We start from the raw sequence: 19,067 nt of genomic DNA, 5'->3' as shown, positions 1-19,067 counted from the left end.
CGGTTCGGAAGTCAGGTGGTGCGGGAGCGGCCCGGCGGTGCTGCCGCTGGATGTGCCACTGTACGGAACCAACGCCGGCCGGCAACGTGGTGTTCCCGGCATTTTCCATTCACATACCCCAGGGGGTATCATTGAGGGGACGAACCTACCCAAGGAGAACCAGATGTGCCGACAGGTTGCATGCAAGAAGTGCGGTAAGACCACCTGGGCTGGCTGCGGCCAGCACGTTGACCAGGTCATGCGGGGCGTCAAGAGCGCCGACCGCTGCAAGGGCCACGAGGGTGACGTCGCCACCAAGACCGGCTTCTTCGCCAAGATCTTCGGCCGCTAACACCGGTTCCCGAATGCCCAAGCCCCCGCTGCGCCCATTGCAGCGGGGGCTTGGGACGTGATCCAGCCCGAGCGGACCGGCTAGCTCAGCAGCGCCTTCGACACCACGGCCGTCAGGTCGTGGATCAGGGCCAAGCGTTCCTCGCTTTCGTTGTCCTCGCCCCAGGTGTAGATGGCCAGCGCGTAGGAGCGCTCGCCGGAGCTGAGGAGCGCCGCGTCGTGGACGTACCCCTCCACCTCGCCGTATTTGTGCTGCACATTGACGTCCGGACCGACGGCGGCGGGAATGAGCCGTTCGTTGTTGGTCTGCTGCATGTAGCCCAGCAGTTCCGCGGTGTGCTCCTCATTCAGCAGTTTGCCGGTGGAGAGCTGCCGGAGCAGCCCCGCCATTTCAGCCGGTGTCAGCAGGTTCTCTTCGGGGTCGTAGCTGATGCCGATCGACGCGGCGTACTCAATCAGTGTGGGGTAGCCGATGTCCTGCATCAGCAGCAGCCAGGCGTCGTTGCTGCTGGCGTTGACCATGGCCTTGACCTGGAACGCGGCGTCGTAGCTCCCCAGCGGCACGTCCAGCGACTTCTGGCCCGTTTCCACCAGGTGGTAGTAGGCGGCCGCAGTGATGATTTTTGACGTGCTCGCCGCTACGAATTCGGAGGCGTCGCCGTAGCTGCGCGTTTCCCCGCCGTGGGTGTCCAGCAGGGCGACGCCCACCCGGTAGCCGGAGTTCCGGGCAAGGATCCGCCGGATCTCGGCGTCGAGGTCGACGGCGGCTGCCGGGGCCTGCTCCGACGGTTCCGCGGCCGCGGGCTGCTCCCGCGGCTTCTGCGGACCGGCCAGGAAATCCGTCGCCGGAACCGGCCCGGTCTGGACGACGCCGAGAATCGCCACGCCGAGCAACACGAGGACCGTCACCGCCCAGACCAGGACCGCCCGGGCGTTGCGGGATGTTGCGGCCGTGCGGGGTGGCCCCGAGGAGTTCATGGCGCAGGACCTTCCGGGTCAAACAAAAGGGGTGGTTTCCTGCAATGTATGCCGGGCCGCCGGGCATGTCCACGCACCGCGCGGGTCAACGCAAAGGTGAAGCAGTCTCGCGGGCCGGGTCATCACAACCAGCGCTGGCCCACCGCGCCCGTCCCGCTAGGCTGTCAGCTATGCCGAGTACAATCATTGTCAGCCTGCCGGACGCCGGCCTGCGGGAGTACCTTCAGCCCCACCCCGGCGTCACCATCCTCGAATGGGACCTGACCGGTGACCCGCCCCGGCCCCGCCTCGACATCGTGGTTCCGCCCTACCTGGGCGGACCGGCCGTCCTGCGCGGTCTGGAAGCCGTGGAAACCGCGCTGGTGCAGAGCCAGTTGATCGGGTACGACGGCGTGGATGAGTTCCTGCCCGCCGGCCGGGTCTACGCCAACGCCGCCACCGTCCACGAAACCTCCACCGCCGAACTGGCCCTCGCTCTGGTCCTCGCCAGCCAGCGCGAGCTCCCGCGGCTGCTGCACAACCAGCAGGACGGACGCTGGGAGGCCCGCCCCACCGCCAGCCTCGCGGACCAGCGCGTGCTGATCGTGGGCTATGGCGGCGTCGGCAAAGCCATCGAGGACCGGCTGCTGCCGTTCGAAACCACCGTGACCCGGGTGGCCCGCACGGCACGGACCGATGCCCGCGGCCCCGTCCACGGCATCGACGAACTGCACAGCCTGCTCCCGGAACACGGTATCGTGATCGTGGTGGTGCCGCTCAGCGACGCCACCCGGCACCTGATCGACGACGCCTTCCTTGCCGCCATGCCCGACGGCGCCCTGCTGGTGAACATGGCCCGCGGCCCGGTCGCGGACACCGCTGCCCTGGTCAAGCACACCGCCGCCGGCCGGATCCGCGCGGCGCTGGATGTCACCGACCCCGAGCCGCTGCCGCAGGACCACCCGCTGTGGACCACCCCCGGGGTCATCATCAGCCCGCACGTCGGCGGAGCCAGCGCGGCCATGCGTCCGCGGATGGGGAAGTTGCTGCAGCGCCAGATCGAGCTCATGCTCGCGGGCGAACCGCCGGTGAACGTGGTGCTGGGCGGCTGAGTCATCGCGGGGTGGATGTACTCCAAAAGTTCGCTGCGGCCCTGACCGTCCGGCGGCGATGCCGGCATTCTCACGTCTGATGTTCATGCTCTTCACGCGACCGAGCCGGCCCGGTCCAGGTCCCGCGTCGACGGGCTGCGCGCCACCATATAATTTGAGCATGCCAATCACGCGCCTAGACCGAGGCAATTTCGTCCAGCCGTACGCTCTCAAGCAGTCCGGAAGTGAGCTGTGAGCGGCGGTCTCGTTGCCCTGCTGGACGACATCGCAGCCCTGGCCCGGATTGCGGCCGCCTCGGTGGACGATGTCGCAGCCGGAGCGGCCAAGGCGGGGGCCAAGGCCGCGGGCGTGGTCATTGACGACGCCGCCGTCACGCCGCAGTACGTGTCCGGGGCGGACCCGTCCCGCGAGCTGCCGATGATCAAGCGGATCTTCTGGGGCTCGCTGCGAAACAAACTTTTGATCATCCTGCCGGCGCTGCTGATCATCAGCGCCTTCATCCCGGGGGTCATTCCGTTCATCCTTATGCTGGGCGGCACCTACCTCTGCTATGAGGGTGCCGAGAAAGTCTGGCACAAGCTCCGCGGCCACCACGAGGCCGATGAAGAGACGCCGGCGGTCGACCGGGGCCCGGAGGCGGAGGCCAAGGTCACCAAGGGCGCGATCACTACGGACTTCATCCTCTCCTGCGAGATCATGGTCATCGCGATGAACGAGGTGTCCGCCGAGTCACTGTGGGTCCGGGCGGTCATCCTGGTGGTTGTGGCGCTCGTGATCACCGTGGCCGTGTACGGCGCCGTCGCACTTATCGTCAAAATGGACGACATCGGCCTGCACCTGACCACCAAGGAGTCCGCGGGCTCCCAGCGCTTCGGCGAACTGCTCGTCAAGGGGATGCCCGCCGTGCTGTCCGCCATCACCCTGATCGGGACGATCGCCATGCTGTGGGTGGGCGGTCACATCATGCTGCAGGGGGCCTACGACCTCGGCTGGCATCTGCTGTACGACCTGGTCCATGCCCTCGAAGCTCCTTTCGCCGGGATTCCGGTGGTGGGCGGCTTCCTGGCCTGGCTCGTGAACACCCTGTGCTCGGCCGTCCTTGGTCTCGCCTGGGGCCTCGTCGTCCTGGCTATCCTGCACCCGCTGCTCAAAGTACTGCCGTTCGGCAAGAAGGAGGACGGGCACGACGAGGGCGACGTCCGCGCCGCCGTCGATTGAGATCCAACCCGGATCCGCCCTGAGAGGAACCGGTTCCGCTCCCAGCATCCCGACGTAAACTGACCTTCAAATCACTCTGCGTGACACGTGGCTTGGAGTACGGATGCTCTGGAAACTGCTCCTCGAATACCTGAGGCCGCAGCGGCGGTTGCTGCTCGCCGTCGTCGTCTTCCAGCTGGCGCAATCCATCGCCTCGCTGTACCTGCCCACCCTGAACGCGGACATCATCGACCAGGGCGTGGCGCGGGGGGACACGGACTACATCCTGCGCACCGGCGGCGTGATGCTGCTGGTGACCCTGCTGCAAATCATCTGCGCCATCGCCGCCGTGTACTTTGGCGCGAAGGCCGCGATGGCGCTGGGCCGGGACGTGCGCGGCGCGATCTTCAGCCGGGTGGCGGCCTTCTCCGAACAGGAAGTAACCCGCTTTGGCGCGCCCAGCCTGATCACCCGCTCCACCAACGACGTGCAGCAAGTCCAGCAGCTGGTGCTCATGTCCGCCACGCTCATGGTCACCGCGCCCATGCTCAGCGTCGGCGGGGTGATCATGGCGATCCGGCAGGACGTGCAGCTGTCCTGGCTGATCGCTGTCAGCGTTCCGGTGCTGCTGGTGGCGGTGGGGCTGATCATCATCCGGATGGTGCCGCTGTTCCGGCTCATGCAGACCCGGATCGACACCGTGAACCGGGTGCTCCGCGAACAGCTCACCGGCATCCGCGTGGTCCGCGCCTTCGTTCGCGAGGACATCGAAACCGCCCGGTTTGCCCGGGCCAACGAGGACGTCACGGACACCGCCCTGCGCACCGGCCGGCTGATGGCCCTCGCCTTCCCCGCCGTCATGCTGGTGCTGAACGTCTCGTCCGTTGCGGTGATCTGGTTCGGCGCGTTCCGGATCCAGGACGGGTCCATGCAGGTGGGCACCATGATCGCGTTTCTGAGCTACCTTATGCAGATTCTGATGTCCGTCATGATGGCCACCTTCATGGCCATCATGATCCCCCGCGCCGCCGTCTCCGCCGACCGGATCGGCCAGGTGCTGGGCACGGAATCCAGCGTCCGGCCGCCGGAGCACCCGCTGGACTTCTCCGGCCGGACCGGCCGCGGCGAACTCGAAATGCGCGACGTCGGATTCGCCTACCCGGGTGCCGAGCAGCCAGTCCTCGCCGGCATCAGCTTCACCGCCCGCGCCGGGCAGACCACGGCGATCATCGGTGCCACCGGCTCCGGTAAGACCACCCTGGTGAACCTCATGCCGCGCCTGTTCGACGCCACCTCCGGTGCGGTGCGGATCGACGGCGTGGACGTCCGGGAACTGCATCCGGATCTGCTCTGGGGCCACATCGGCCTGGTCCCGCAAAAGCCCTACCTGTTCTCCGGCACGGTCCGCAGCAACCTGCTCTACGGCAAACCCGACGCCACCGAGGACGAACTCTGGCAGGCGCTCGCCATTGCCCAGGCCGAGGACTTCGTCCGGGAAATGGAGGGCGGACTCGACGCGCCCATTTCCCAGGGTGGCACCAACGTCTCCGGCGGGCAGCGGCAGCGGATCGCGATCGCCCGTGCCCTGGTGAAACGGCCCGAACTCTACATCTTTGACGACTCGTTCTCCTCGCTGGACACCGCCACGGATGCCCGGCTCCGGCAAGCACTGCAGCGGCACACGGCCGGCGCCACCCTGGTGATCATCGCCCAGCGGGTGTCCAGCATCGTGGATGCGGACCAGATCCTGGTGCTCGACGACGGCAGGATCGTGGCGCACGGCACGCACGAGGAGCTGTTGGAGGCCTCGGAGACGTACCAGGAGATTGTGAATTCCCAGCTCGCAGCGGAGGAAGCGGCATGAGCGCTCCGCACCGCGCCGGCCCGCAGGCCGCAGCCGACGGGCAGGCCCGCGGCGGGGCCGGGGCACCCGGCGGGGCTCCCGCCGTCGAACGTATTCCCCGTCCGCGCGGCGGCCCCGGCCACGGCGGACCGTTCGCGGGGATGAACGTGCCCGCGGAAAAGGCGATGAACTTCGTCCCGTCCGCCAAACGGCTGCTGGGCCAGCTCCGGCCAGAGCGGCTCTGGCTGATACTGGTCCTGGCGCTCGCGGTGGTGAGCGTGGCGTTCTCCGTGATCGGGCCGCGGCTGCTCGGTGAGGGCACCAACCTGATCTTCGCCGGCGTCGTGTCCAAACAGCTCCCCGCCGGGGTGAGCAAGGAGCAGCTGATCACCCAGCTGCGCGCCGCCGGGGAGGGCCAGAAAGCGGACATGCTCAGCGCCATGACGCTGACGCCGGGCATCGGAATCGACTTCGCCGCGCTGTCCAACGTGCTGTTGTGGGCTTTGGTGCTGTACGTGCTGGCGTCGGCGTTCAGCTGGGTGCAGGCGTACGTGCTCAACGGCGTGGTGCAGCGCACCGTGTTCCGGCTGCGTGAGCGGATCGAGGCCAAAATCAACCGGCTCCCGCTGCGCTACTTTGACTCGGTGCAGCGCGGTGAGCTGCTCAGCCGGGTCACCAACGACGTCGACAACATTTCCCAGAGCCTGCAGCAGTCCATCAGCCAGGCAGTCACGTCGCTGCTGACCGTGCTGGGGGTGCTGGTGATGATGTTCATCCTCTCGCCCACGCTGGCGCTGATTGCGCTGGTCACCATTCCGCTGACGCTGGTGACCACCGCGCTGATCGCCAAGCGCTCGCAGAAGCTGTTCGTGGCGCAGTGGAAGCACACCGGGGAACTAAACGGCCAGATCGAGGAGACCTACACCGGGCATGCGCTGGTGAAGGTGTTCGGCCGGCAGCGTGAGGTGGAGGAGCGGTTCCGGCAGAAGAACGCGGAGCTGTACCAGGCCAGCTTCGGCGCGCAGTTCATTTCCGGGCTGATCATGCCGGCCATGACGTTCATCGGGAACCTTGTCTATGTGGGGATCGCCGTGGTGGGCGGGCTGCAGGTGGCGTCCGGGGCCATGCAGCTTGGCGATGTGCAGGCGTTCATCCAGTACGCGCGCCAGTTCACCCAGCCGCTGGCCCAGCTGGGCTCGATGGCGAACCTGCTGCAGTCCGGGGTGGCCTCGGCCGAGCGGGTGTTCGAGCTGTTGGACACCGAAGAGCAGTCGGCCGATCCTGTTCCCGGGACCGCGCCGGAGTCCAAGCGCGGACGGCTGGTGTTCGAGGACGTGTCCTTTGCCTACACGCCGGACAAGCCGCTGATCTCCGAGCTGAGCCTTGTGGCCGAGCCCGGGCAGACCGTGGCGATTGTCGGTCCGACCGGGGCCGGGAAGACCACGCTGGTGAACCTGATGATGCGGTTCTACGAACTCGACGCCGGGAAAATCACGCTCGACGGCGTTGACGTCACCGCGATGACCCGCAACGAGCTGCGCTCGCGGATGGGCATGGTGCTGCAGGATACGTGGCTGTTCGGCGGCACCATCCGGGACAACATCGCCTACGGCCGGCCCGGTGCTTCCGAGGCAGAGATCCTTGAGGCGGCGAAGGCGACGTACGTGGACCGGTTCGTCCGGTCCCTGCCGGAGGGATACGACACCGTGCTCGACGACGAGGGCGCCAACGTGTCCGCGGGGGAGAAGCAGCTGCTGACGATTGCCCGGGCGTTCCTGGCCCGGCCGTCGGTGCTGATCCTGGACGAGGCCACCAGCTCGGTGGACACCCGCACTGAGGTGCTGGTGCAAAAGGCCATGAGTGCGCTGCGCTCGGACCGGACCAGCTTCGTCATCGCGCACCGGCTCTCCACCATCCGCGACGCCGACCTCATCCTGGTGATGGAGGCCGGGCAGATCGTGGAGCAGGGCAATCACGCGTCCTTGTTGGAGGCCGGCGGGGCGTATGCCGCGCTGTACGCGGCGCAGTTCGCGGCGCCGGTGGCGGAGGTTTAATTTCTGTTCACCGTGACCACGGAAGTCTTCAAATTAGGAACGTATCGACCCAAGAAAATGAACATCGATCTTTGCCACTTGATGCCTATCCGTCGAGCGCAGTTGGCGCCATATTGGTGACGGCGTGACCCAGACCCAGGGAACCCGGGATCTCGCCTTCCACTATTCGGACGAAGAAGTGATTGGTTGGCATTGCCGGGACACGAAAGGCGGGGTTTCTGTATGGCGGAAATGCCGTCAGCCACAGTGGAAGTGAGCATCGCGCTGGTCCGGCGCCTCGTCCGGGACCAGCGGCCAGACCTCGACGGTGGTCCGATAGTGCGGGTGGCGAACGGGTGGGACAACGCGACCTTCCGGCTCGGGGACGGCCTGGCCGTCCGGCTGCCGCGGCTTCAGGGGCGCCTTCGGAAAGTTCGGGATCAGTCAGATCCTGAATGACCGACCCAGCCATCCACCCTGACGCTGGCATCAAATTGACCGGCATTAATGTCAGTGCCTCCTGCCATGCTGTGGGTATGGAAGATAGAGCGGTCGCCGACACGTTGGAAGCCATGGAGGCTTCCCTCGCGGTGATGGCTGCATTCGTCGACCGCCCGGCGTCGACCGGGGCCTCGGCCGACGCGAACCCAATTCAGGACGAAGCGGACGCGTGCCTGGACGGATTGGCTGAGGTTGCGCGCACGGAAGCCAGGCTGGCCGCGCTGAAGATACATTTCGCCACGGGATACGCTCGCGCTTCGGCAACGATGGCTGGCCGGTCCGTGTCGCCGTCGGAGCGCATCGCCCGGCAAATGGCGGTCACGGCAGAGGTTGCCTGCGTATTGACTGTGAGCGAAAGAGCGGCGGCGGCGCTCCTGGCCGAGTCGGCCGACCTGGCCACCAGATTGCCACGGACGCGGTCGGCGCTGCAGGCAGGTACTATCTCGTGGCAACACGCACGCGTGATGTGTGATGAATCCGCAGGCCTGGACCAGGACGCGGCTGCTGCCCTGGAAGCTCATTTCCTGGACCCCGAAGACCCCTCCGCCGCGCGCGGCTGCCCGGCGGGAGAACTGGTTCCCGGAAGATTTCGGGCCAAAGCCCGCAAATGGCGTGAGGTGCACCATCCTGTCAGCATCGAAGAGCGCCACCGAAAAAGCGCGATGGACCGTCGGCTGGAATACGCGCCGGACCGGGACGGTATGGCCTGGCTCTCGATGTATGTGACTGCGGATGCGGCGGTGGGCGTGTGGTCCCGTGCGACGGAAGCCGCCCGTGCTTTGCAGTGTCCGGATGAATCCCGGACACTGACCCAGCTCCGGGCGGACGTCGCCGTCGACTGGCTGCTGGCGGGGGTGGCGGAAGGAACTCCATCACCGACGGCGCAGGTCTTGGTGACGGTGCCTGTGCTCTCTCTTCTGGGCGTCACGTCGGAACCGGCAGCGCTGGACGCGTACGGTCCTGTTCCGCCGTCCATGGCCCGGCGGCTGGTGGGGGACGGTGCCGGATCGTTCCTCCGGGTACTGACCGATCCGCGCAGCGGGGCTCCGTTGGAGATCGGACGGACCAGTTACCGGGTGCCGAAAGCGATGCGCCAGTGGTTGCGGCTTCGGGACGGCCGATGCCCGTTTCCCGGCTGCAACAACCACTCCCTGGACAACGAAGCGGACCATGTGTTGGCTTGGTCCGAGGGAGGCGGCACCGGCGTCAGCAACCTGGGCCAACCCTGCCGACGGCACCACCGCCTCAGACACACCACAGCGTGGACGCCCGTCGACGCCACCAGGGACCATCCACCCGGATGGAAGTCACCCGCGGGACGCTCGTATGCCAGCGAACAGCAAGACTGGGAGCCGCCATTGTTGCCGATGAACCTCGGCAAAGCGGGCGACTCCCCGGAAATGGAACCGCCTGACCCGGAATTGGAGCCGCCTGACTGGCCCGAGGTCGATGCCAATGCTGTCGGTCCCGGCGAGGCCGGCCCGCCAACCCCGCCAGAACCTTCCGACTGGGCACTCCGCATTGCGGGGTAGGGCCGCCAAAACCTCGGCGCAGTGGCGGAAAACTTGGGACTTCGCCGACCCCGAGCCCGAATCTCCGGATGCTGGGTGGGAAGCGGAGACAGACCGCTGGGCCGCTGAACTGGCCGTCGGGCAGTCAGCCCGAAATATCCGCACTGCGGAGGTCCCTCTTCGGACGGTCCTGCACGGCGGCGTCCCGGCCCTCCGGGTCTTCACCGCCTTTCTGCAAGCACACAACACGGCGATCACCGCAGCGCAAATGGCTACGCTGCTGGGTCGGGCATCACTCGTCGCAACAGAACCGGGAGCCTGCTGGGCAGCGACCTGGTCCAAGACCGACCCCACCCGCACACCGCAGGTCATGAGGCGGGCGAGGAACTTCCCGTACCGACCCTCGACGTGGTGCCGGCTCCGGGCCGACTGGAGCAGCCGGATCTCGACATGGTGCTGCTCGCCGTTCAGGGCCAATCCAATGAGAAAATCGCGCAAGAAACGGACTACAGTCCGCAGGCCGTGAAGTGGCACCTCGGCAAACTCATGCGTGACTGGAATGTACGGAACCGGACCGGTCTCGTTACGGCCGCCCTGCTTAGGGGCGTCATCCGTCCGCGCCCTAGTCCCGGCCGAGAGCACCTCGCGAGGCCAGATGAGCGCTGAGGACATCACGGACCGTGGTCCACTGCTGGTGTCCGTAGCGCGAGTTGTCGACGTGTTGCAGCTGCGCCTGCCCGCTGAACATGTTGACGAGGTACTGCATGCCTTGCCAGGCGGGGAACGTTTCGTCGGCGCTTCCGGAGAGGCGCCGCATTGCCTTGCTCATCAGTGAGAGGGAGCCTGCGGTACCGGCCCACTGCAGTTTGAAGCGGCTGCCGGTGAGTTCCGTCATCAGGTCCGCCAGCCCTCGCGCCGTTACGCGGTCGCCGGCAACCTCGATGACGCGGGGAGCATCCTTATCGAGCGCGACGTGTGTGGTAGTGCGGGCGACGTCGTCCTTGGTGGTGAAGTCGAGGACCTGATCGGGGGAGGACCAGAAAAGGACGCGCCGGCGACCGAACAGGACGATCGGGGCCTGACCGGTGAGCATGTCCATGAACGCGCCGTTCAGGACCGAGGTTGCCCGGATGGGTGCTGCGTCCAGATCTGCGGCGAACTCCCGGCGGAGCTCGAAGTTGCGGTTGCTGCCCACGGTGATCCGGCGGTAGTCTGCGGAATAATCTGACGGAATGAACCGGGGGACTCCTGCGCTGACGGCGGCACTGAGCAAAGCCCGCTGCGTGTCGACAATGACCGGCCGGGTGCCGCTCACGGCGGAGACGACGGCGTCGATACCCGAGACGGCGGAGGCGAGCGCGGCCGGGTCCGTGTAGTCGGCCTCGAGAATGTCGACCCGCCGATCTTCGCCAAAAAGTTCCTTAGCCCGGTTGCTACTGCCGGGGCGGGTCAGCACCCGGACCTGGGTGTCGTGGAGGAGTAGCTCGCGAACAAGCCGCCGGCCGAGGTCACCGGTTGCGCCGGCGACGAGGACTGCTGTGGTGGTCATGAGGATCTCCCAGTTCTAAGGGCCGCGTGGATACTTGTGGTTGTCGATGCTGGCGAGAATGATGAGATCCACGCTGGTCCCCTGATCTGGACCATGCCGGGTCAGACCACCATCCATCGTAGGACAAACACTTACGTTCCATGGCCTGCTGACGGCGTGACAAAACGGCCGGCCGGGTGACGGCCGGACCAGCGCTAACAAAACCTTGTTCACACCGGCGTGCGAGAAGCACGCGACGACGAAGCCGCCACATCAGGGGCTGTGAGGCCCATAGGATGAGGGTGATCGAGCGGAGATAGCCAGCCTGTTTATGACTCCCATCTTGGGTGGGGTGGGGGACATGAGGCTTGGCCAGCATGAGCGTTGACTACTAGGCGCGGCTGGAGCAGGGACGTGACATCTCTCTCGGATTCCGTGCTCGACACCGTCGGCAGCGCCCTTCGCCTGACTCCGGCGCAGCGCAGGCAGTTGTACACGCTGGTCCGCGGCGATGCCCGGCACCCGGCGCCGCCCACAGGGGATGCCCTCCGGCCCAGGGCGTGAAGCTCCTGGACGCGTTGGACACGCCGGCGATCATCGTCGGCCGCGGGACCGCCGTCGTCGCGTCCAACGCTGCGCACCAGGCACTTACCATCGACTGCTCGCAACAACCGCCGGGGCACCGCTACTACGCCTACTGGCCTTTTGCGGAGCCGGCGGCGCCGGAGATTCTCGTCGATGCGGGCAACAGCGGTCCAGTTATCCTGGGTCGCTCCGTCCCGGGCAGGGGAGTCATTGGCCGGAGCCCGGCTCGACGCCGGGTGGATCACCCTCGTTGGCGTGGACGCGGGGTTGATGTCCCGGCATGAACTGCGCTCGCGGATGGGCGTGGTGATGCAGGACACCTGGCTGTTTGGGGGACCGTCCGGGACAACACCGCCTACGGCCGGCCTGATGCTTCGGAGGGGAGATCATGGAGGCGGCACGGGCGACGTACGTGCCCCGCGTGACCGCCCCCTTCACAAGATCATGTCTCGAACCGTGGCTGTCGGTTCCGCAGGATCTGCCAAGAGTTCCCCCACCAACCCACGAAACCGTCCAATCACCCGTTGATGCCCGGCAGACTTGTCCCGTCTCCCAGCGATCCCACCCGGCACTCAATCTAGGGACTTATGAAATTACGTTCTACCCGCGCGACCGCAGTGGTTTTCGGTCTCCTGCTCTCACTGTCCGGCGGCCTCCTCGGCGCTAGCGCCTCCACTGCAGCACCGGTCAAAGCCGGGATGCCGTCATCCGCCTACTCGGACACCTTCGCGAAGAAGACCCACAATCTTATCAATGCCGAACGCGCCAAAGTTGGTGCCCGGCCGCTGGCCTGGAACCAGCGGATCGCTAACGTATCGCAGGACTGGGCGAACCGTCTCGGAGTCGCTACCAAGGACCCCGGATTCGACTTTGGCAGAATCCACCGTCCGGACGCCGGCGGCTCCCTGATACCTTCCGGCGCCACAATGTACCGCGAGATTGTGGGCTTCAACTCCACCCCGGAGCAGATCGTCGCCTGGTGGATGGGCTCCCCCTCGCACAAGGCTGCAATGCTGGATTCACGACTCACTGCTGACGGGATCGGCTACGTTGTCCCGACCTCCGGGCCGTACCGGGGCTGGCACCTGGTGGTTTCCAACCTGGCAGCCTACTCGACGACGGTCAGCCCGGCCGCCCCGGCCAAGGCGCCTCTCTCCCCCATAGCGGCCAAGGCCGCCTCGTACCGCGGCGGTCTGGGCCGCGCCACCAGCGCAGAAGTTGCCGGGCTCAAAAACCGCGGCTCCTACCAGTGCTACGCGGTCGGTTGCATCCTGTACTCACCGGCCAGCGGCGCCCGGCTGACAAAGGGCGCCATCCGCTCGGCGTGGGCTAAGACGGGTTTCGAGAACGGTCTCCTCGGCTACCCCGTCACCGACGAGGTCACCGGGCTCCGGAGCGGCGGCGTATACCAGAACTACCAGAACGGGGCCATCATCTGGTCCCCCAGAACAGGCGGCTTTGTTTCCTTCGGCGGGATCCGCTCCCTGTGGGCTAAGACCGGTTTCGAAAACGGCCGGCTCGGATACCCAACCAGCAACGAGTACGTTACCGGCCGGGGAGGAGCCGTCGCCCAAAATTACCAGGGCGGCGTAATCCGCTGGAGTCCAACCGGCTCGCGGGTCACCTACAAATAGACCCGCGCACAAGCACCCCTTGCGCATTCCTGCGGTGGGGGTGCTCGGCGTATCACGGCAATACTGGAGGTCGGCTAATCAAAAGGCCAGGGGAGGCTGCCCGCACCCGACCTGAACGGCGCAATGCCAGCGCTTGCCGCGGTCTCTGAATTCGTCGTCGAGCTCATAGTGCCGGAACTCGGTTTCGGGGTTTATCTCGCCGTCCGCGATGACCTCGTGGTCGAGTTGGCGCTGAACTTCGCTGTCCAATACCTGAAGCTTCTTGTCCTGGATATTGTCCAGATCCTCAAGGAATTCGTCCTCCGGAGTGAGACGCAGTTTTTGCCCGCGTAACGGGCCTGTTTTCAATATGTGTTGCCGCCTGGTGTAGCGGCTGGCTCCGGCAGCATTGATGACCCCCAAGGCTGGTCTGTCGGTCACTGTTGAAGAGGAGGCTGCGCTAGTTGCGACTTTCACACCCTCCTCGAGGCACTCGAACTCACCGACGCGACCCTCGTTGGATTCTCGATGGTGGTGGTGGAGTTGCCCGCTACTTCACCAGGTACGGCAGTGACCGGGTGCGCAGCGTCGTTTTCGCCGCCGCCGTCCCGCCCTACAGGATGCAGGCCAACTGGGAGCTTAAAGTCACCGAGGTCCAGTTCCAGGAAGCCCTCCAGCTCTGCAAACAGGCTGGGAAAAAGCGGCACTGGCCTGCATGGAAGCCTTCGGCACCACCGACTTCCGCAATGACCTGCCCGAGGTCACCGTCCCGGCACTCATCCTGTACGGCCACGGCGACGGCACCGTGCCCTTCGCCGGAGCCGATGTCCGGACCCATGCAGCCTGCCCGGCAGCGGCCTGCACATGATCCACGGCGCACCGCACGCCTGCATCGTGAGCCACCCCGATGAGTTCAACCAGGCACTGCTGGCCTTCCTACAGAAATAGAACGTCCAGCACTACAGCCCAATCACCGCAGCGAAACCGGGTGAGGCGACCACAAGAGCGCCTCACCCTTTTTTGACTCCCCATTTCTCGAGGCCTGGACCTTGCTTCGCGCCCGGGTGACCCCGGTGCAGCGTGTTCGGCGCCGAGCCGCGCGTGAGACACTGCGGGGTTCCTGCGTCCATTGGCTTTAAGCTCCTGAATGGCGCGCTTCAGGTGCAGGCGGTTGAACATCGCAGGAATGAAGTTGAGCTCTTGGTGATCCGATTGAGTTTCTTCCGGGGACTGGGGTGGTGTGGTTGGGTAACGGGTTGGTGTCGGTTCGGTGGTGACCCATCCGGGGTGGGGTGTGCTCTCGAAGTACTCCTGACAGACCAAGCCGGACCCGCCCGAAAATGTCAGGCCGTGCATCACGGCCGCGGGATCGGCATCATCCACTGAAACACTTTCAAGGAGCACTCCCATGCGCACATCCATCAAGACTTTCCTCGGCGTTGCCGCTGCCGGTTCGCTCATGTTTTCCCTGGCCGCCTGCAGCCCGGCGGACAATGCTTCCTCCGCCCCGGCCACCTCGGCGTCCTCCTCTTCCTCTGCCGCGGCTGAGAAGCCCAAGCCGATGGCCTCGATCCCGGCACTGACCGGCACGTCCACCGCAGTAAAGCTCGACGCTTCCTTCGCGAAGGCACTGGAGACCCTGAAACTCACCCCGGGCACCGTCGGGACCGCCGCACTGACCGATGGTTCGTTGATCTTCCCGATCACCGGCGGCAAGGTCGACTACTACGACCCCGCCAAGGACTACCGCCCGTTTGTCCAGGGCCTGATCAGCCACGCCGGCTCCGGGTTCTCCCTCACCGCCGGTGACACCAAGGTCGAACTGACCAACTTCACCATCGACCCGGGCACTTCCAAGCTCTACGGTGACGTCGCAGTCAACGGTAAGACCGCCGTCAAGCAGGCCTACATCTTCAATCTGGACGGCTCCACCCTGAAGCCCCTGCAGGCCGCCGGTGACACCGCGGTCCTGGAAGGCACCCGCGTGCTGATCTCCGACACCGCCGCCGGGCTCCTGAACAAAACCTTCAACACCGACGCCGTGAAAGCCGACATGCTCGTCGGCATCGCCAAGATCACCGTCAATACCAAATAACACCCACCCGAAAAACCTGGGAACGCCACGGACCTTGGGGGTCCGTGGCGTTCCGGGTTGAGGTTAGTGTGGTTCCTGGCAGCCACGGAATGGTGAAGTGATCCGGTTATGCAAAAGTTTGATGGGCAAAGGCTCACTACAGCGTTGGCGGGAAAGTTTGCCTCGCCGACGCGCAGCACACGCCTGACTGTCATCCTGGGCCGTTGGCTCGGAATAACTTTCACTATTTGCTTTTTGACCGGGCTCTTCAGTCATGGACTGCAAAATCCGCCGTCGTGGATGGTGTTCCCCACCAGGCCGGTATGGATCTACCAACTGACGCAGGGACTGCATGTCACCGCGGGAATCGCCGCGATTCCACTGCTGCTGGCCAAGCTCTGGTCGGTGTATCCCGAACTTCTGGCGTGGCCGCCGGTCAAGTCCTTGGTGCACGGTGCTGAGCGGGCTTCCATAGCTTTGTTTGTCGGCTCCTCGCTCCTGCAGCTGACCACGGGCCTTATCAATACCTACAAGTGGTATCCGTGGCCGTTTCCGTTCCGTGAGACCCACTATTGGTTGGCCTGGGTGATTTGGGGTTCGCTCCTGCTTCATATTGCCGTCAAGCTCCCGGTCATTGCAGGTCATTGGCGTCGGAACTCTCCGCGGCGCTTCGATGCATCAGAGCAGGCCGCGGCAGTCGGCGGAACGGCCGATGCTGAGCGCCCGGCGGACGCAGTGGCAACGGGTCCCGGCCGCTGGTCCCGGCGGGCATTGTTGACAGCTGTCGCGGCAGCCACCGGTGCCGTCGTCGTGACCACCGCGGGGCAATCGTTCTCCTGGCTGGCACCGGCCAACCTGTTCGCCCCACGGAAAATGGGTACCGGTCCCCAGGGCGTGCCGGTTAACCGGACAGCAGCCGACGCCAAGGTGATCGAGCTGGCGAAATCCCCGGGCTGGGCGTTGAAGGTCCGCTCCGGCGAATCGAGCCGTTCCTTTACCCTGGGCGAACTCCGGGCACTTCCCCAGCACACCCACGAATTGCCGATCGCGTGCGTGGAAGGGTGGAGCCAGATGGCTTCATGGCGGGGAGTACGTGTCGTCGATTTGCTCGCAGCCGTCGGTGCCCCCGCGGATTCACCCTTACGTTTCATCAGCTTGGAGCCGGAAGGTGCCTATCGCACGATGAATATGCCGGCCGAGTATTCGCGGGACGAGCAGACCCTGGTGGCCCTTGAACTGAACGGCTCGGTGCTTGATTTGGACCATGGCTACCCGGCGAGAATCATCGCTCCCGGTCGTCCCGGGGTGCTGCAGACCAAGTGGCTGCACAGCGTGGAGGTCCTATGAGAAAGTCCCTTGCGGTGAACGCCTCCCGTGCGGTGCTCGGCGTCGCGGGAGTGGCCATACTCGGCTATGGACTGCTGGAGCTGCCCACCCAGCTGGGTGCCGGGCAGCTCATGGGCCTTCTCACCTGGATGGCCGTGGCCATCCTGATTCACGACGGAGTTCTTGTGCCGCTCTCGACGCTCGCCGGCGCCGGGTTGACCCGGGCCGGTGCGAAACTTCAGCCGACGTCCGCCGCCATTCTACGCGGTGCACTGCTTCTCGGCGCCGTCGTGACCCTGGTGGTGGGGATCCTGATGAAGGCGCAGTCCGTCGCGCAGTCCGTGACGGTCCTTGAGGCAGATTACGCCATGAACCTTCTGTGGTTCTGGGTGTTCCTGGTGCTGGTTTCCGGCGCCGTCATCGTTGTCCTCGAACGCCGGGCCCGCAGGGTCGAGATCATCCGGTGCTGACCAGCCGGAGACCGGACCTGGTCATGCCGGTTCTCCGCGCAGGGGAGCGGCAGCAAATTCCCGCATGCCTTCTTCAAAGCCCACTGACGGGGCCCAGCCCAGTTCGGCCTTGATCAACGCCGAGGACGCAGTGACGTGGCGGACATCGCCGAGCCGGTACTCTCCGGTGATGACAGGAGCCGGGCCCGCGCTGAACATGCTCAATGCCGTGGCCACGTCACCGATCGTCCGTACCTCGTCCGCACCCACGTTGTAGGCCCGGAAACCCGCTGCGCCGTCTGAGAGGAACTCGGCGGCGGCGATGTTGGCTTCGGCGATGTCCCGGACATGGATGAAGCTGCGCCGCTGTTGGCCGTCTTCGAAAACGCGCGGCGCCTCCCCGCGGGCCAGTGCCGAACGGAAAAGGGATGCGACGCCGGCGTACGGTGTGTCTTTGGGCATCCTGGGCCCATAGACGTTGTGGTAGCGGAGGGCGACTGCAGAGCCGCCAGTGCTGCGGGCCCATGCTGCGGCTAAGTTTTCTTGGCTCAATTTTGAGGCAGCATAGACATTGCGGGGATCCAGGGGGGCGTCCTCGGTGACCATGGCAGGGACAAGGACGGCGCCGGAATCCGGGTTGCGGGGATCGAAAATCCCGGCTTGCAGGTCAGATTCATCACGGGGCCCGGGCCGGACGGGAAGACCGGTCCGTGGGTCGGCATACGCCCCCTCGCCGTAGACCACCATGGAGGAGGCCAGGACAAGCCGGGTGATGTGGTGGCGTTCCATGGCGGCCAGCAGGATGGCTGTGGCGTAGTCGTTGTTGTGGATGTAGTCCGGTGCGTCGGCGAAGCTGACCCCCAGCCCGACCTTCGCACTCTGGTGGCAGACGATATCCACACCCTGTAGTGCAGAGTCGACCGCGGCCGGGTCCGTGACGTCGCCGGTCATGAGTTCCACCCGGGGGTCAAAGACCGGGGGCGCGGGGTGAAGCGCCGGGAGCAACGAGTCGAGAACCCGCACGGACCAGCCCTTGGCGAGGGCAGCCTGGACAATATGCGAACCGATGAACCCGGCGCCTCCGGTGACGAGGAGTTTCATTTGGCGTCCGCCAGTTCCCGGACAGCCGGGAGTGCCATGATCCGGCGCACCGCTTCCGGGTCCATCAGCGTCCGGGACTGGTAGTCCTCGCTGATGGCGGCAACTGTCGCTTCCAAAACGGCCAGCACACTGTCCTGGGCGTTTTTCAGCCGGGCGAAAACGGCGTCGGCAGTGACCGGTTCCGAGCCGTCGTGCCCGGTGTCTGAATCGGTGATGTATGCCAGATTCACGAACCCCATGTTGAGCTCAGCGGCCAGCAGGGGTTCGGGGTACTGGGTCATGCTGATAATGTCAGCGCCTCCGGTGACGTACCAGGCGGACTCGGCCTTTGTGGAGAAGCGGGGTCCGTTAATCACCACGACCGTTCCTCGCGGGACGAAGGCGATGCTGCGTCGTTTGAGGGCGGCGGCCACGTGCGTACGCAGGGTGGGGCAGAAGGGCTCGGATGCCGGGAGGTGCTGGACTCCGGCGGGCGGGACGCCGTCAACAACGGTGCCGTCGAAGAAGGTGTCCGCGCGTCCCCAGGTTCGGTCGATGAGCTGGTCCGTTACCACAAAGGTGTCCGGGCCGAAGCCTTTCCGCAGGCCACCCACGGCCGAGGAGGAAAGGACGGCCTCAACGCCAAGGCTCTTGAGAGCCCACACGTTGGCGCGGTAGTTGATCTTCTGCGGCGGCAGTGAATGTCCTCCGCCGTGGCGGGGGAGGAAGGCCACCGTCCGTCCGGCCACCTCGGCGAGAGTCACGGGAGCAGACGGCGGCCCGTAGGGGGTGTGAACGTCGATGGTTGCCGTCACCACCGCTCCGGGGAGTTGGTATGTCCCGGATCCCCCGATGATGCCGATACGCGCCGGCGGTGTGCCGGTGAGGGAAGTATTCATGGTGCAAGTCCTGTCTTTCGGGGGGCGGG

The 19,067-nt window shown here is 65.7% G+C and carries 17 protein-coding genes; 13 read left to right on the top strand and 4 right to left on the bottom strand.

Annotation, left to right across the window (positions count from 1 at the left end):
• Positions 1-163 precede the first annotated feature (163 nt).
• Entirely contained in the window at positions 164-331 is a 168-nt protein-coding gene (locus VUN84_16155; GenBank protein ID XAS63807.1) for a hypothetical protein, read from the top strand.
• A gap of 80 nt (positions 332-411) precedes the next feature.
• Here the strand turns inward: VUN84_16155 and VUN84_16150 are convergent, their stop codons facing one another.
• Positions 412-1,308, bottom strand: a complete 897-nt coding sequence (locus VUN84_16150) for a serine hydrolase (protein XAS63806.1) — start codon at positions 1,306-1,308, stop codon at positions 412-414.
• Positions 1,309-1,478: 170 nt separating this feature from the next.
• Between VUN84_16150 and VUN84_16145 the strand changes: the two genes are divergently transcribed.
• The 5 genes from VUN84_16145 (at position 1,479) to VUN84_16125 (ending at position 9,505) form a co-directional block, all read left to right on the top strand.
• A complete protein-coding gene (locus VUN84_16145; protein ID XAS63805.1) occupies positions 1,479-2,399 on the top strand; it encodes a 2-hydroxyacid dehydrogenase in 921 nt (306 codons plus the stop codon).
• Between the two features lie 231 nt (positions 2,400-2,630).
• Entirely contained in the window at positions 2,631-3,617 is a 987-nt protein-coding gene (locus VUN84_16140; protein ID XAS63804.1) for a DUF808 domain-containing protein, read from the top strand.
• Positions 3,618-3,720: 103 nt separating this feature from the next.
• Complete coding sequence (locus VUN84_16135; GenBank protein ID XAS63803.1) at positions 3,721-5,460, top strand: ABC transporter ATP-binding protein; 1,740 nt, start codon at positions 3,721-3,723, stop codon at positions 5,458-5,460.
• Complete coding sequence (locus VUN84_16130) at positions 5,457-7,493, top strand: ABC transporter ATP-binding protein (protein ID XAS63802.1); 2,037 nt, start codon at positions 5,457-5,459, stop codon at positions 7,491-7,493. The genes VUN84_16135 and VUN84_16130 overlap by 4 nt, the downstream gene beginning before the upstream one ends.
• A gap of 515 nt (positions 7,494-8,008) precedes the next feature.
• The gene (locus VUN84_16125; protein ID XAS63801.1) at positions 8,009-9,505 is read left to right on the top strand and encodes a DUF222 domain-containing protein; all 1,497 of its coding nucleotides are present in this window, start codon (positions 8,009-8,011) and stop codon (positions 9,503-9,505) included.
• A 601-nt stretch (positions 9,506-10,106) separates the two neighbouring features.
• Here the strand turns inward: VUN84_16125 and VUN84_16120 are convergent.
• The gene (locus VUN84_16120) at positions 10,107-11,033 is read right to left on the bottom strand and encodes an NmrA family NAD(P)-binding protein (GenBank protein XAS63800.1); all 927 of its coding nucleotides are present in this window, start codon (positions 11,031-11,033) and stop codon (positions 10,107-10,109) included.
• Positions 11,034-11,426: 393 nt separating this feature from the next.
• On the opposite strand from VUN84_16120, the gene VUN84_16115 reads away from it, so the two are divergent.
• The 7 genes from VUN84_16115 to VUN84_16085 all read left to right on the top strand — a co-directional run bounded on the left by VUN84_16115 (position 11,427) and on the right by VUN84_16085 (position 17,080).
• A complete protein-coding gene (locus tag VUN84_16115; GenBank protein XAS63799.1) occupies positions 11,427-11,576 on the top strand; it encodes a hypothetical protein in 150 nt (49 codons plus the stop codon).
• A 608-nt stretch (positions 11,577-12,184) separates the two neighbouring features.
• Positions 12,185-13,231: a CAP domain-containing protein gene (locus VUN84_16110; protein XAS63798.1), complete on the top strand. Its 1,047-nt coding sequence runs from the start codon at positions 12,185-12,187 to the stop codon at positions 13,229-13,231.
• Between the two features lie 123 nt (positions 13,232-13,354).
• Complete coding sequence (locus tag VUN84_16105) at positions 13,355-13,564, top strand: hypothetical protein (protein ID XAS63797.1); 210 nt, start codon at positions 13,355-13,357, stop codon at positions 13,562-13,564.
• Positions 13,565-13,925: 361 nt separating this feature from the next.
• Positions 13,926-14,078: a hypothetical protein gene (locus VUN84_16100; GenBank protein ID XAS63796.1), complete on the top strand. Its 153-nt coding sequence runs from the start codon at positions 13,926-13,928 to the stop codon at positions 14,076-14,078.
• 540 nt (positions 14,079-14,618) lie between these two features.
• Positions 14,619-15,305: a hypothetical protein gene (locus VUN84_16095; protein ID XAS63795.1), complete on the top strand. Its 687-nt coding sequence runs from the start codon at positions 14,619-14,621 to the stop codon at positions 15,303-15,305.
• 234 nt (positions 15,306-15,539) lie between these two features.
• On the top strand, positions 15,540-16,631 hold the full coding sequence (locus tag VUN84_16090; protein XAS63794.1) for a molybdopterin-dependent oxidoreductase: 1,092 nt from the start codon (positions 15,540-15,542) through the stop codon (positions 16,629-16,631).
• Positions 16,628-17,080, top strand: coding sequence for a hypothetical protein (locus VUN84_16085; protein XAS63793.1), 453 nt, complete (start codon positions 16,628-16,630; stop codon positions 17,078-17,080). Before VUN84_16090 ends, VUN84_16085 begins: the two co-directional genes overlap by 4 nt.
• Before the next feature lie 21 nt (positions 17,081-17,101).
• On the opposite strand, the gene VUN84_16080 is transcribed toward VUN84_16085, so the two are convergent.
• Both VUN84_16080 and VUN84_16075 read right to left on the bottom strand, forming a co-directional pair.
• Positions 17,102-18,160 (bottom strand): NAD-dependent epimerase/dehydratase family protein, encoded by a 1,059-nt coding sequence (locus tag VUN84_16080; GenBank protein ID XAS63792.1) that lies wholly within the window; start codon positions 18,158-18,160, stop codon positions 17,102-17,104.
• Entirely contained in the window at positions 18,157-19,038 is an 882-nt protein-coding gene (locus VUN84_16075) for an MTAP family purine nucleoside phosphorylase (protein XAS63791.1), read from the bottom strand. Before VUN84_16075 ends, VUN84_16080 begins: the two co-directional genes overlap by 4 nt.
• Positions 19,039-19,067: the final 29 nt, after the last annotated feature.

It is taken from the genome of Micrococcaceae bacterium Sec5.8 (assembly GCA_039636775.1).
In the GTDB taxonomy this organism is placed as follows: Bacteria; Actinomycetota; Actinomycetes; order Actinomycetales; family Micrococcaceae; genus Arthrobacter.
This window is presented reverse-complemented; position numbering and strand designations above follow the sequence as displayed.

Coding starts and splice junctions, on each gene's coding strand:
- VUN84_16155 (XAS63807.1), top strand. CDS start 164: ATGTGCCGACAGGTTGCATGCAAGAAGTGCGGTAAGACCACCTGGGCT.
- VUN84_16145 (XAS63805.1), top strand. CDS start 1,479: ATGCCGAGTACAATCATTGTCAGCCTGCCGGACGCCGGCCTGCGGGAG.
- VUN84_16105 (XAS63797.1), top strand. CDS start 13,355: ATGCCAGCGCTTGCCGCGGTCTCTGAATTCGTCGTCGAGCTCATAGTG.
- VUN84_16150 (XAS63806.1), bottom strand. CDS start 1,308: ATGAACTCCTCGGGGCCACCCCGCACGGCCGCAACATCCCGCAACGCC.
- VUN84_16085 (XAS63793.1), top strand. CDS start 16,628: ATGAGAAAGTCCCTTGCGGTGAACGCCTCCCGTGCGGTGCTCGGCGTC.
- VUN84_16075 (XAS63791.1), bottom strand. CDS start 19,038: ATGAATACTTCCCTCACCGGCACACCGCCGGCGCGTATCGGCATCATC.
- VUN84_16080 (XAS63792.1), bottom strand. CDS start 18,160: ATGAAACTCCTCGTCACCGGAGGCGCCGGGTTCATCGGTTCGCATATT.
- VUN84_16100 (XAS63796.1), top strand. CDS start 13,926: ATGGAAGCCTTCGGCACCACCGACTTCCGCAATGACCTGCCCGAGGTC.
- VUN84_16095 (XAS63795.1), top strand. CDS start 14,619: ATGCGCACATCCATCAAGACTTTCCTCGGCGTTGCCGCTGCCGGTTCG.
- VUN84_16120 (XAS63800.1), bottom strand. CDS start 11,033: ATGACCACCACAGCAGTCCTCGTCGCCGGCGCAACCGGTGACCTCGGC.
- VUN84_16125 (XAS63801.1), top strand. CDS start 8,009: ATGGAAGATAGAGCGGTCGCCGACACGTTGGAAGCCATGGAGGCTTCC.
- VUN84_16130 (XAS63802.1), top strand. CDS start 5,457: ATGAGCGCTCCGCACCGCGCCGGCCCGCAGGCCGCAGCCGACGGGCAG.
- VUN84_16110 (XAS63798.1), top strand. CDS start 12,185: ATGAAATTACGTTCTACCCGCGCGACCGCAGTGGTTTTCGGTCTCCTG.
- VUN84_16135 (XAS63803.1), top strand. CDS start 3,721: ATGCTCTGGAAACTGCTCCTCGAATACCTGAGGCCGCAGCGGCGGTTG.